At 62.9% G+C, this 12,334-nt stretch carries 12 protein-coding genes, 2 tRNA genes, 1 pseudogene and 1 riboswitch; of the genes and pseudogenes, 4 read left to right on the forward strand and 11 right to left on the reverse strand.

The window, feature by feature from the left end; all coding sequences use genetic code 11:
* Nucleotides 1-34: 34 nt before the first annotated feature.
* Nucleotides 35-1,699 (reverse strand): sugar ABC transporter substrate-binding protein, encoded by a 1,665-nt coding sequence (locus EJ066_RS20970; protein ID WP_126041269.1) that lies wholly within the window; start codon nt 1,697-1,699, stop codon nt 35-37.
* Between the two features lie 290 nt (nt 1,700-1,989).
* Between EJ066_RS20970 and ugpC the strand changes: the two genes are divergently transcribed.
* The 3 genes from ugpC to rbsK are packed head-to-tail and all read left to right on the forward strand — an operon-like array spanning nt 1,990 to nt 4,468.
* A complete protein-coding gene (gene ugpC / locus EJ066_RS20975; protein WP_126041271.1) occupies nt 1,990-3,048 on the forward strand; it encodes a sn-glycerol-3-phosphate ABC transporter ATP-binding protein UgpC in 1,059 nt (352 codons plus the stop codon).
* A gap of 36 nt (nt 3,049-3,084) precedes the next feature.
* Nucleotides 3,085-3,537 (forward strand): RbsD/FucU family protein, encoded by a 453-nt coding sequence (locus EJ066_RS20980; RefSeq protein WP_126041273.1) that lies wholly within the window; start codon nt 3,085-3,087, stop codon nt 3,535-3,537.
* A 4-nt stretch (nt 3,538-3,541) separates the two neighbouring features.
* Complete coding sequence (gene rbsK / locus EJ066_RS20985) at nt 3,542-4,468, forward strand: ribokinase (protein WP_126041275.1); 927 nt, start codon at nt 3,542-3,544, stop codon at nt 4,466-4,468.
* A gap of 103 nt (nt 4,469-4,571) precedes the next feature.
* Here rbsK and EJ066_RS32160 read toward each other — a convergent pair whose 3' ends face one another.
* The 4 genes from EJ066_RS32160 to EJ066_RS21000 all read right to left on the reverse strand — a co-directional run bounded on the left by EJ066_RS32160 (nt 4,572) and on the right by EJ066_RS21000 (nt 6,251).
* Nucleotides 4,572-4,910 carry a DUF190 domain-containing protein gene (locus EJ066_RS32160; protein ID WP_245454951.1) on the reverse strand — a complete coding sequence of 113 codons (339 nt, stop codon included), beginning with the start codon at nt 4,908-4,910 and terminating at the stop codon, nt 4,572-4,574.
* A gap of 3 nt (nt 4,911-4,913) precedes the next feature.
* Entirely contained in the window at nt 4,914-5,312 is a 399-nt protein-coding gene (crcB, locus tag EJ066_RS32165) for a fluoride efflux transporter CrcB (protein ID WP_245454952.1), read from the reverse strand.
* A gap of 80 nt (nt 5,313-5,392) precedes the next feature.
* The gene (gene crcB, locus EJ066_RS20995) at nt 5,393-5,794 is read right to left on the reverse strand and encodes a fluoride efflux transporter CrcB (protein WP_126041277.1); all 402 of its coding nucleotides are present in this window, start codon (nt 5,792-5,794) and stop codon (nt 5,393-5,395) included.
* Nucleotides 5,795-5,982: 188 nt separating this feature from the next.
* Nucleotides 5,983-6,044: riboswitch (Fluoride riboswitch) on the reverse strand.
* A 130-nt stretch (nt 6,045-6,174) separates the two neighbouring features.
* Nucleotides 6,175-6,251 (reverse strand) — tRNA-Asp (locus EJ066_RS21000).
* A 216-nt stretch (nt 6,252-6,467) separates the two neighbouring features.
* On the opposite strand from EJ066_RS21000, the gene EJ066_RS21005 reads away from it, so the two are divergent.
* Nucleotides 6,468-6,543 (forward strand) — tRNA-Val (locus EJ066_RS21005).
* Nucleotides 6,544-6,596: 53 nt separating this feature from the next.
* Here the strand turns inward: EJ066_RS21005 and EJ066_RS21010 are convergent.
* The 6 genes and pseudogenes from EJ066_RS21010 to EJ066_RS21040 all read right to left on the reverse strand — a co-directional run bounded on the left by EJ066_RS21010 (nt 6,597) and on the right by EJ066_RS21040 (nt 12,215).
* Nucleotides 6,597-7,076 (reverse strand): gamma-glutamylcyclotransferase family protein, encoded by a 480-nt coding sequence (locus tag EJ066_RS21010; RefSeq protein ID WP_126041279.1) that lies wholly within the window; start codon nt 7,074-7,076, stop codon nt 6,597-6,599.
* Between the two features lie 167 nt (nt 7,077-7,243).
* Nucleotides 7,244-8,014 carry an SDR family oxidoreductase gene (locus EJ066_RS21020; protein ID WP_126041281.1) on the reverse strand — a complete coding sequence of 257 codons (771 nt, stop codon included), beginning with the start codon at nt 8,012-8,014 and terminating at the stop codon, nt 7,244-7,246.
* Complete coding sequence (locus tag EJ066_RS21025; protein ID WP_126041282.1) at nt 8,011-9,006, reverse strand: ABC transporter permease; 996 nt, start codon at nt 9,004-9,006, stop codon at nt 8,011-8,013. Before EJ066_RS21025 ends, EJ066_RS21020 begins: the two co-directional genes overlap by 4 nt.
* Before the next feature lie 160 nt (nt 9,007-9,166).
* Nucleotides 9,167-10,207, reverse strand: coding sequence for a sugar ABC transporter substrate-binding protein (locus tag EJ066_RS21030; protein ID WP_126041284.1), 1,041 nt, complete (start codon nt 10,205-10,207; stop codon nt 9,167-9,169).
* Nucleotides 10,208-10,246: 39 nt separating this feature from the next.
* On the reverse strand, nt 10,247-11,011 hold the full coding sequence (locus EJ066_RS21035; RefSeq protein ID WP_126041286.1) for an ATP-binding cassette domain-containing protein: 765 nt from the start codon (nt 11,009-11,011) through the stop codon (nt 10,247-10,249).
* Nucleotides 11,012-11,049: 38 nt separating this feature from the next.
* A pseudogene (locus EJ066_RS21040) lies at nt 11,050-12,215 on the reverse strand (ROK family transcriptional regulator).
* Nucleotides 12,216-12,334 lie beyond the last annotated feature (119 nt).

Raw genomic sequence — 12,334 nt, forward strand, 5'->3', positions numbered from 1 at the left:
GCGTCGCCGGACCACGGTTCACTGTGGTTTCAGCCTACATGCCCAGAGAGGCCTTGTAGAGCTTGACCTGGTTTTCGCGGCCGATCTGGTCGGTCAGCTTCTCCCAGGCGGCTGCGATGGCGTCGGCGCCTTCCTGCGCCGTCATCTTGCCGGCGAATGTGTTGGCAAGGATGTCCTCGGCGGCGCTGTAATATTGGAAGATGCCGGGGATGCGCGGCTCGATCGCGGCGTTCGGATGGTTGTAGCTGTCGGCCTCCGACTTCAGATACGAGGTGATGAACGCCTCGTCGTAACCGGCCGCCACCCATTCCGGAATGTCGAAATGCGAGTTGCGGTAGGGCTGGAAGCCGGACGGATACGCCGCGCACCAGAGCGACAGGTCCTTGCCGCCGAGATGGGCCGCGGCCGACCATGCCGCCTTCTTTTTCTTTTCGTCGCTATCGACGCGCGCCATGACGTACACGCCCCAGCCGAGATAGGCGCAGTTCGGCGCATAGTTCGGGCCGCTGGCGAGCTTGTCCCACTGGCCGGTCTTGGAATTGTAGACGTCATCCGAGCCCGGCAGGATCGAGAAGCCGGTGAGGTCGCCGACGACCGACGAATCGTTGGTCTTGACGTTGGAACCGACGTCGCCCCACCAGGTGACCATCGAACCGGTGCCGGCCAGGAACTGCTGGAAGGCGGTGGTGTTCGGGTCGGCATTGATCTGGTCGGCAGGCTCGGAAGGCAGCGCGTCGATCACGTCCTGGATCGCCCGCACCCAGGCCGGATTGTTGATGCGCGGCTTCATCGTGTCGGCGTCGAACAGCCAGGCCTTGTCGTCGGGATGCTTGGCATAGGCGCTGGCGCGGCTGCCGAGGAAGTAGAAGCCGAAGCCGCCCCAGGCCTTGGGCGCGTCGAGATAGCCGAACACGTCCTGGCCCTGGAACTGCTTGCCCTTGAGGAACTTGGTCACGGCCTGCACCTGCTGCCAGGTCTTCGGCACGCCCCATTCTCCTCCACCGCCGCTGTCCTTCCACGCCGCGGCGAGGTCGGCATCGGCGAACACGTCGGTGCGGTAGTTGAAGTTGTGGGCGTCGCCGTCGACGGTCACGCGGTACTGCTTGCCGTCCCAGGTGCCGACAGGCGGCTGCAGATAGGCCACGACGTCCTTCATGTCGATCTGGTCCTTGACCCAGTCCGGCATTTCGGAGGTCAGGCCCTTGCCGCAGACATCGCCCTCGAACGGCGCGCCCATCTCGATGATGTCGAAATCGACGGTGCCGGTGGCGATCGACTGCTGCAGGCGGGCATTGTAGTCCGCCTGCGCCAGGTCGATCCAGTTGATCTTGGCGCCGGTATAGGTCTCCCACGGCTTCAGGAAACCGCGAAACAGCACATTGTGCAGGTTCTGGTTGTTGAGCCCCATGAAGGTGAGTTGGACGCCGGCGAATTCGCCTTCCTTGACATTGGCCTTGGTCGCCTCCAGGCAAAGCTCGCCGACCTGCTGGAAGTCGGCATCGGTCGGCTGGCCCTTGCCGACGCCGGGGATCTGCAGAATCTGCGCGCGCAGCTCGCTTGCGGCGGAAGCCGGGCGCGTCAGCGCGCCAAGCCCGGCGCCGGATGCCGCCGCGATCGCGGCCATGCTGGCCGCTCCTTTGAGGATATCGCGCCGGGTTGCACCCGCGCGCATGAATTGGTTGTAAAGGCTGACTTTCATTTATTCCTCCCAGAATTTCAACGGTGATCGTTCGGATGTTTGGAGCGCTGGACGTGTTCCCCAACGACAGCGGCTCCTAGAATTAGCGGCCCAATTTTCCCTCCCGCGACGCTTCGATTTCCGTGGTCCGACTAGCGTGCCGGCGCGCTCGGAACAGGGTCATAACCCGAGCCGTTTCACTATTCTCACAACCAAGTGCGGTGTCAACGAGAATGGGTTTTTATCTATAAGAGACCGACTTGCTCTAGCCGTTTGCGTTGTTTAGCTTCACCGCAACGAAAGGGGGGCCAATGGCTCAAGTCGCGATCAGCAATGTGGCCAAGGCGTTCGGAACCGTCAAGGTCCTGCACGATGTCAGCGTCGACATCGCCGACGGGCAATTCGTGGTGCTGGTCGGTCCTTCGGGATGCGGCAAGTCCACGTTGCTCAGGATGGTGGCGGGGCTGGAAACCGTTTCGGGCGGCACGATTGCCATCGGCGACCGTGTCGTCAACCATCTGCCGCCGGCCAAGCGCGATATCGCCATGGTGTTCCAGAATTACGCGCTCTATCCGCACAAGACGGTCGAGCAGAACATGGCCTTTGCGCTGAAGCTGCGCAAGACCGACCCGGCGGTGGTCAAAGAGCGGGTCAAGCGCGCCGCCGACATCCTCGACCTCAACCCCTATCTCAAGCGCTATCCGCGCCAGCTTTCGGGCGGGCAGCGCCAGCGCGTCGCCATGGGCCGCGCCATCGTGCGCAACCCGCAGGTGTTCCTGTTCGATGAGCCGCTGTCGAATCTCGACGCAAAGCTGCGTGTCCAGATGCGCACCGAGATCAAGGAACTGCACCAGCGGCTGAAGACCACCACCATTTATGTCACGCACGACCAGATCGAAGCCATGACCATGGCCGACAAGATCGTGGTGATGCGCGACGGCCGCATCGAGCAGGTCGGCGCCCCACTGGAACTGTTCGACCGGCCGGCCAATCTGTTCGTCGCCGGCTTCATCGGTTCGCCGTCGATGAATCTGCTTAGGGGTGTCGTGCGCAAGGGCGACAAGCCAGTCGTCGAAATATCGGGAGCGCCGTTCCCGATTGCCGCGAGCAGCGCCGTGGAGGACGGGCGCAATGTCGTCTACGGCGTGCGGCCCGAGCATCTCGAAATCCACCCTGACGGCGTGCCTGCGAAGATTTCGGTGGTCGAGCCGACCGGTTCTGAGACGCTGGTGTTCCTGCGCTTCGGCGACGGCGAGATGGTGGCGCTGTTCCGTGAGCGCCACGACTTCAAGCCCGGCGACACGCTGCACCTGAAACCCCGGCTTGACCAGGTCCATCTCTTCGACGCAGAGACCGGCCGCCGGCTCTGATTTTTCATCAAAAAGAACCCGTTCGGGAGGAATGCCATGCTCAAAGGAATCGATCCGCTGCTCAACGCCGACGTGCTCCAGGCGCTGCGGGCGATGGGCCACGGCGACGATTTGATCATCGCCGACACCAACTTCCCGTCCGATTCGGTGGCGCGCCAGACCGTGCTCGGCAAGCTGTTGCGCATCGACGCGCCGGCCGCGGATGTGGTCAAGGCGGTGCTGTCGCTCTATCCGCTGGATAATTTCGTCGACGACGCGGCCGCCCGCATGGAGATCGTCGGCAAGCCGGATGAGATTCCACCCGTACAGACGGAAGTGCAAAGAGAGATCGACGCCGCGGAGGGCAAGGCCTGGCCGATGATCTCGGTCGAGCGCTACGCCTTCTACGAGCGCGCCAAGAAGTCCTATTGCGTCATCCAGACCGGCGAGCGCCGCTTCTATGGCTGTTTCGCCTTCCGCAAGGGTGTCGTGCCGCCGGATGCGGAGTAGCGGCATGCCAGGCAAGCCTGTCGTCATATTGGGCGTCTTTGTCGCCGACACCGCCTACCGCGCCGCCCGCCAGCCGCGCATGGGCGAAACCATCCTGGGCACCTCCTTTACGCTTGGCCCGGGCGGCAAGGGCTCCAATCAGGCGGTCGCGGCCGGCCGGCTCGGCGCCGACATCACCTTCCTGACGCGCCTTGGCCTCGATCCCTTTGCCGACATGGCCAGGCAGACCTGGGCGCAGGCTGGCGTGAAGAGCGCTGTCATCGATACGCCGGAGAGTTACACGGGGGCGGCCTATATTTTCGTCGAGGAGACGACCGGCAACAACGCCATCATCGTCAGTCCCGGTGCCGCCATGCTGATTTCGCCCGATGACATCGAGGCGCATGCCAGCCTGATCCGCTCGGCCGGCGTCTTCGTCACCCAGCTCGAACAGCCGATCGGGGCGGCGCTGCGGGCGCTGGAGATCGCGCGCGGGGCAGGGGTGACGACCATCCTCAACCCGGCGCCGGCGGCAAGCCTGCCTGACCGCATCTATGCGCTCTGCGACTATGTCACGCCCAACGAGACCGAGGCCGAGGAACTGACCGGCATCAAGGTTTCCTCCATCGACGACGCCCGCCGCGCCGCCGACAATCTGCTCGAAAAGGGCGTCGGCGCGGTCATTGTGACGCTCGGCGACAAGGGCGCGCTGCTGCATGACGCAAGGCGCTCCGACCATATCGACGCGGTCAACGCCGGCCCTGTGGTCGAGACGACCGGGGCAGGCGATGCCTTCAATGGCGGCCTTGCTGCAGCACTTGCGAGAGGGGTGGAACCGCTGCAGGCGGTCCGCTTCGCCTGCGCCGTCGCCGGCATCTCGGTGACGCGGCCCGGCACGGCGCCGTCGATGCCGACGCTGGAGGAGGTCGAGGCCTTGCTCGCCAGGGGGTGAGATCGGTCCCGGACCTGAAGCTGCACGGAACGCCGTCCGGTCTGAACGCATCCCGCTCTATCAGGCCCTGGCAGCACGTCCGCGGTGCCGGAGATGGGGTATGTCAATTTCGATCTACGCCATATTGCAGCACCTGGACCTTCTCCAACGTCACCAGGCCGCTGCTCATGATCGTTTCGAGCACGGGCAGGAAGCCATTGATCTTGTCCTCGCTGTCGACGATCTCGACAATCAGCGGCAGGTCTTCCGAAAGCCTGAGGATTTTTGCCGTGTGCAGCAGGCTCGAATGGCCGAAGCCCATGGCGCCCCGCAACACCGTCGCGCCCGCCAGGTCCATTTCGCGGGCCTTGAGCACAATTGATTCGTAGAGCGGGTGACCGTCGTCCCTGTCATCCTCGCCAATGAAAATGCGCAAAAGCACCGCCTGTCTTGGTATCTGCATGGTTCAAACTCCTCCCAACCGGTTGAGACGCGATGCGACCATGTGGCCGAGCCACACTGCAACGAGCCAGGTCGTGATCGAGACGCCGACGTTCAGTCCTGCCATCGGCCAGCTGCCTGTCTGTACGAAACGGAACGTTTCGTAACTGAACATCGAAAAAGTGGTGAACCCGCCGCAAATTCCGGTCATGACGAACTGGCGCTGGCGCGTCCCGGCGAAGACACGTCCGCCCGGACCGGTCAGCGTCGCATAGAAGCCGATGACGAACGAACCGATGACATTCACGAGCAAGGTGCCCCAGGGGAAACCAGGACCAAGCCAGGCGAGGGTGCCGATCGACGCAAGGGCGCGCAGAACACTGCCGATGACGGAGCCGGCCGAAACGATCAGATAGAGCTTCACGGCCTCAGGGACTGCCCACCGTCGGGCGTTGCCTGGGTGCGATGATGGCAAGGACTCAGCCTGGATTTCCTCGGTTCGCTTCATACGCCCGCACCCAACATGATGGAGCCGACCGCATATCCGAGCGCCACCGCAGACAGACAGAGAATGAGAGACAAGATCACGTTGCCGCCGGCCCGGAGGAACTGGCCATCGCGAACGAGTGCCAGCGTTTGCACGCTGAACGAGGAAACGGTGGTGTAGCTGCCAAGAAATCCGGTGACGGCGAATTGCCAGGCGGCAGGCGTCGGCAACGTCCCGTCGATCGCCGCTGCGGCGAGCAGCCCGATGACGAAGGCGCCACTGACATTGGTCACCATTGTGCCCCAGGGAAACGTCTCGCCGATGTGCCGGCCGACCAAACCGGACACGAAGTACCGGGCTGGGCCGCCGACAGCGCTGCCCAGAATGATCCACACCAAGCCTTCGAGAATGTCCTTCATGCTTCGGAATACCGATGGCTACGATGGCTTTGCCGGCAGCTCATCGCCGCGCTTCGAAACCAGCCAGACCTTTTCCATCGCACACTCCTTCCGGCCGGACCGGCAATTGCGGGTGCGTGGAGTTCGGGCACCAAAAAACCCGCGGCGCGGCGGGTCGGTCCAATCGTCCGGCTCCCACCGCGCGTCTCCACGCGGCAGGAGTCATCAGCCCTTGCGGACGGTTTTGGGGGACTCCATCCCCTTGCAACTAGACATAAGGAGGTTGTGCGAGATCGGCAAGGCTGGCCGGCAACATAGGCCGATCGGCAACAGCAGCACTCTGAACTGCCGGTCCGGCATTCAGAGTCTTCATCCACCCAACCGGCCAAGTGATTGAGAAATGGCGCGAGTGACGGGGCTCGAACCCGCGACCTCCGGCGTGACAGGCCGGCACTCTAACCGACTGAGCTACACCCGCGCACAGACGAGCACGTGTTTGCCGTGTTCGTCGTTGGGCGGTGGATAAGGGGTTCGCCACTGGGTGTCAAGCGCACCGTGACAGCATAACAGCAAACAGGAGAAGGTTTTTTGACAAGCCGAACTTTGTTGCCGAAACCAGTCGGCGGCGAGGGCATCGCGCGCTCATTTGGCCTTGCGAAGCCTGTCCTAACTGCTTAAAGCTCCGGCCCGGAGCGGGCGATTAGCTCAGTTGGTAGAGCGCTTCGTTTACACCGAAGATGTCGGCGGTTCGAGCCCGTCATCGCCCACCAATTACCGCCACTATGCGACCGACGTTGCTCTGGCCGTTCGCCTGCACAAGCAGTCAAGCCTCTTGGCTTGAGGCCAGCGCCTCAAGCCGGGCCAAATAGTCATCTGGCAGCTTGTGATGTCTGGCGCCATCCCGAATATGCCTGAGGTAGGCCGTGTCCGGCAAAAACGTCCCTGCTTGCCGTTCGGCAAAGTAGGTCTGCATTTCGGTTGCCACGCCATTCATCGTCACCGTTACGGGAAGCCGAGTGTAGCTGTTCAGGTTCCTGTTCCGGCCCGGCTGGTAGCCTTCCTTCTGATCGAGCAGAGCCAGGTCGAAGGCCGTCAAGCGGTAGACGGCGCCCCAGACTTCGGCCCCTTCCAGTGGTTCCGCCGACGACACTCCGCAATTGCGTTTCACAGACATCCTGGGAAAACACAGGGCATGGCCTGGCAAATAACCCGTGCCCACGACTTCGGCACCGGGACAGCGCTCGGTCATCTGGCGAATGTCCATGTTTGATCCGTAGGCGAAATAGAGAACCGTCTCGGTCACGCACCACACCTTTCACCTTCGTCAACGCCCAACTCGTCGCTACGGACGAACCATCTCATGATGCCAATGATCGCAAAGCCACGTCCTCTTGAGGCAGATCATGGCGGGTGCTGCATGATCGGCCGCTGTTGCCTGGCGCAGGAAAAAGCCGTCGCCGAAATCGAAGGTCATGGCGGCAGCAGCCGGAAATCCTTGCCTTCGGGCAGCAGCTGCCCGCCGTCGACGACGATGGTCGTGCCGGTGATGTAGCTGGCGTCGTCCGAAGCGAGGAACAGGAAGGCATTGGCCACGTCTCGCGGGCTGCCGAGCCGGCCGAGCGGGATGGAGTCTTCCATGTTCTTGATGTAGGCCGCGCCGCGATGCAGCTGGATTGCTTCGGTGAGGATGTTGCCGGGCTCGACGCCATTGACGGTGATGCCGTAGCCGGAGAATTCGAGCGCCGCCGAGCGGATGAAGCCGTTGATGCCCGCTTTGCTGGCGGCATAGTGGCCGTGGCCGGGGCTGGTGACGTGCGGGCCGGTGATGGACGAGGTGTAGAGCATGCGCCCGAAGCGTTGCGCCTTCATCGGCGCAAGTGCTGCAAGCGTTGCATTGAAGGTGCCGCGCAGATTGACGGCCATGACCCGGTCCCAATCGTCCGGACTGGTGTTCTCGATGAGCTGCCAGGGATAGATGCCGGCATTCTGGACCAGGATGTCGAGACGGCCGTGACGGTCGAGCGCCAGGGCGACGGCGGCCTCCGCATCCGCCATCCGCGAGATGTCGGTGCCAATGAAGGCAGCGCCGAGCTCGTCCGCGGTCGCTTGCCCTGCCTCGATTTCGGTATCGGCCAGGACCAGCTTCGCACCCTCCTCGGCGAAGCGTTGTGCTATGCCCTTGCCGATGCCGCGCGCACTGCCGACGATCAGCGCGACCTTCTCTTCGAGACGCCCGGTCATGCCAGCCTCTGGCGTATGGTTTGCTTGAAAGCATCGAGCAGCACGGCGGCAAGCACGAGCAGGCCGTGGATCACCTGGGTGAAGTTGGCCGGAAGACCCATGAGGTTGATTGCCGTGTTGATGGACGACAGCAACAGCACGCCGGCATAGACGCCGGGCAAGGTGCCGACGCCGCCCTTCAGGCTGACACCGCCGATGACGACGGCGGCGAAGGCGTTGAACAGCAGGCCGACGCCGAGATTGGCCGTGGCGCCCGACGTGCGGATTGCTAGCAGCCAGCCGGCGAGGCCGGCGATCGCTCCGGCAAGAACGAAGGCGATGACGAGGTTGCGGTTCACGCGGATGCCGGCGCGGAAGGTTGCCGTCTCGTTGCCGCCGATCATGACGAGATGCCTGCCGAAGGGTGTCTTGGCCATGATCAGCGAGAAGACGACGAAACACGCAATGGCGATCCACGCGGTGAGCGGCAAGCCAAGCAGGCGCTGAATGCCGAACCAGCGGATCGCCGGCGCAAGATCCTGTGCGGAGCGGCCGCCCGAAATAACCAGCACGAGGCCGCGCACCCAGATGTAGGACGCGAGCGTAATGATGAAAGCGCTCATCTTCACCTTCACGACCAGGTAGCCGTTGATGACGCCGATGATGCCGCCGACGGTCAAGGCAAGCAGCAGCGAAACCGGGACCATCAGCCATTCGGGGTGCAGTTGGACGCCAAGGCCGATACCTGCCGAGCAGAACAGGATGCCGACCGCCATGGCGCTGAGCGCCGCCACGGATTCGACCGACAGGTCCATGTGTCCGGTGATGATGACGAGCGCCAGACCGATCGACATGACGCCGAGCACGCTCGACGCCTCGACGATGTTGGCGAATATGCCGAGCTGGAAGTAATTCGGAACGAAGATGGAGAAGACCACCAGCACGAAGACCAGCATGAACCAGACGAGGTTGTCGAGGACGAACTCCAGGGCGTGGCGCGTGCGGGGATTCATATGCTGATCCGGCTGGCGCGTGGCCCCCGAAAATCAATCGATTCTCGGGATCATGCGCGGATTGAAATCGCTGCAACGTCCCCTGCGCGTCCGTTCGGACGCCCGGACCTGCAGAGTATGGGCTCCGGGCCGGCGTGGCCCGGAGCACTAGGCGACATGGCTATTCGACCGGCTTCACGGTGTCGGAGGGTGGCTTCATATTGCCCCAGAAGGCCGGATTGTCGACGTTTTCCTTGGTGATCGCAGCGCCGGGGATCTTGATGTTCGGCCCCCAGGCTTCCGTGGTCACGGTCGACTTCAGGCCGAGCACTTCGTATTCACCCGGCTTGATCTCCTGCTTGTTGACGACCTTGTCCATGAACATGGCGACGGCGGCGGCCTGGGCGTAAAGCGGCTGCTCGACTTCGACGTTGAGCCAACCCTTGCGGATCAGGTCGAGGCCGACCGGCGCGCCGTTCGAACTCATCAGCATGACGTCGCCCGGCTTCTTGCCGGCGGCCTCGAGCGAGGCGACGGCTGCGACCGAGAGATGGGCGGCGTGGCTGAAGATCAGATCGATGTCCGGGTTGGCGAGCATCTGGTCCGCAACGATGGTGCCGGCATTGCTGGCTTCCCATTGCATGGCCGGAACCGAGATGATGGTGACGTCCGGGAACGCCTTCATCTTCTCCTCGAAACCCTTCTGGATGTCGAGCGTGTAGGGATCGCCAGGATCGCCGAGCACCTGGAGGATCTTGCCTTTCACCGACCCGTTCTTCGCCTTCAAGAGCTTCTCGGTCTGACCAGCTGCGACATGGCCGATCTCGACGGTTCCCGCCACCGACGTGAAGTCTGACGGGGTCGAGGTGATCTGGCGGTCGAATTCGACAACCGGGATGCCGGCGGCGCGCGCTGCCTCGATGGACGGTTTCAGGGCATTGAAATCGACGGCGGCGAGAATGATCGCCGACGGCTTCAGCGCGATGACGTCGTTCATCTGCGATTGCTGAGCGTCGGTCTTGTTATCGGCGTTCAGCGTCTTCATCTCGTAGCCGACCTGCTTCAGGAACAATTCCAGAGCGCTTACCGAGCCGGTCTGGAATTCGTCGAGCAATGTCGGAACCATATAGTAGACGGTGCCCTTGGACTGGGCGAATGCCGGCGTGAGCGTGGCAAAGGCCAGTGCCAGGATACCGAAGACGGAAAGAAGTATTTTCTTCATGTCGTTCGCTCCTCTTGCGCCGGACCCCTCATTTGTCCCTCAGCTTGCCGGTCCGGCACCGGCAAGCGTCTCACCGGTGATCATGTTGATCACCGCATCGGGACTTGTTTTATTGCGTGCGACATCGCCCGCCACGACGCCCTGCCGGATCACCACGATCCGGTCGGCGACCTGGAAGGCCTGCTGCATGATATGGGTGATGATGACGACGCCGATGCCCTGGCTCGCCACCTGGCGGATCATGTCGAGACCGCGCCGCGTCTGCTCGACACCGAGTGCCGCGAACGGCTCGTCGAGAAGCACGAGCTTGCCGCCAAAATGCACGAACCGATTGAGCTCGATCGCCTGGCGCTGGCCGCCCGAGAGATGCTCGACATTGGTTCTGAGCGAAGGGATGCGTGTGCCGGCACTGGCGAGGGCTTTTTTGACCACCTGCTCCATGGCGGGTTCGTCGAGCACGGGAACGCCAAGAAATTTCCTGGTGATCTCACGGCCCATGAAGAAATTGGCCACCACGTCGACATTGGTGCAAAGTGAAAGGTCCTGGTAGACCGTCTCGATCCCCGCGGCCTTGGCCTCGGCGGGAGATTTGGCCAGGAATTCTCGTCCCTCGAACAGCATGCGGCCAGAGGTCGGCTCCAGCCCGCCGGCGATGATCTTGACCAATGTGGATTTGCCGGCGCCGTTGTCGCCCAGAAGCGCCACCACCTCGCCCTTGCCGATCGAGAAGCTGATCCCCTTGAGCGCTTCGATCGCGCCATAGTTCTTGGTGACGTTGTCAAGCACCAGCAGAGGTTCGCTCATGCCAGGCTGAGCTCCGATCATGCCAGGCTGAGCTCCGCTCATGCCGCGATCCCCTTGCTTTGCAGGAGATCGCGCCCGCGTTCGCGTTCGGTCGTGAATATCTGGCCGAAGCGTGGCGAAAGCACGCCGGAGACAGCAAGGGCCGCGGCCCCGCGCAACACCGCATGCTGTCCACCGCGTGCGACGGTGACACGGGGCGTCGTGCGGTCTCCTCGCGCCGAGACCGAGTTGGGAAGGTTCGCAGCCGAACCAGCCAGCCGTTCAAGCAGATCGGTGGACGCCAGTCCGCCGAGGATAATGGTTTCGGGATCGAACAGGTTCTCGATGATGGTGATGGCGTTGCGGAAGATCGGACCGACTTCATCAACCCATTCGGCGTCGCCGACGTTGCGGCGCCGCAGCGCTTCGAGCGAGAGGTATCGTTCGAGGCAGCCGCGATTGCCGCAAGGGCAAGGTTCGCCACCCGGCACCACAGGGATGTGTCCGATCTCGCCGGCATTTCCCCAGGCGCCGCGCAAGGCGCTTCCGTCATGAACCATGACGCCGCCGAGGCCGACCCCGAAATAAAGATAGTAGAATTCGGAATATCCTGCTCCGAGGCCGTACAGGCGCTCGCCCATGGCGGCAGCCGCCATGTCGGTTTCGAAAAATGCGGGCAGCCCGGTCGAGGCTTCCAACCGTTCCCGAAGCGCCACGTCTTTCCAGCCGGCCATCGTCGTCGGGCCGATAAAGCTCATCGACTCCACGCCGAAAGGGCCGGGCAGCGCCATGCCGATGCCGAGAACGCGACCGCCAGGCCGCAGTCCGGTCAACTCGAGCACCATCGCGCCGATGAGGTCGAAGGCATGATCGGGCGTTGCGTTGGGGGCTTCGCGGTAGGTGCTCTCGATCACGTCTCCGCTTAGATTGATCAGCGCTGCATTGATCCCGAGGGGGTGACGTGGATGCCGACGGCATAGCCGCCTTCCGGGTTGATCCGCAGGGTCGCCGGAGGCAGCCCGCGCCCTCGCGGCTCTTCGCGCGTGGATAGGACATAGCCGTGCTCCTCCAACTCGCGAACGATGGTCGATACCGTCTGCACGGTGAGCCCGACCCGCCTGGCAATGTCGCCACGGGCGATCGGACCGTGAAGGCGGATGGATTCAAGCACGATGCGCCTGTTGTAAGGCCGCCCGAATTCCTGATTGGTCCCCCGCAGTGCCATCTCTTGCGCCCCTAGGAGGCATGAGGTTCGCACCAAAGATTTATTCAGTCAAATGGAATTCAAAAATAAATACTGTTTGCAAGTCGCAACCTCGAGGTTGGCCTAAGCCTACTCGACTT

The organism is Mesorhizobium sp. M9A.F.Ca.ET.002.03.1.2 (genome assembly GCF_003952365.1).
In the GTDB taxonomy this organism is placed as follows: domain Bacteria; phylum Pseudomonadota; class Alphaproteobacteria; order Rhizobiales; family Rhizobiaceae; genus Mesorhizobium.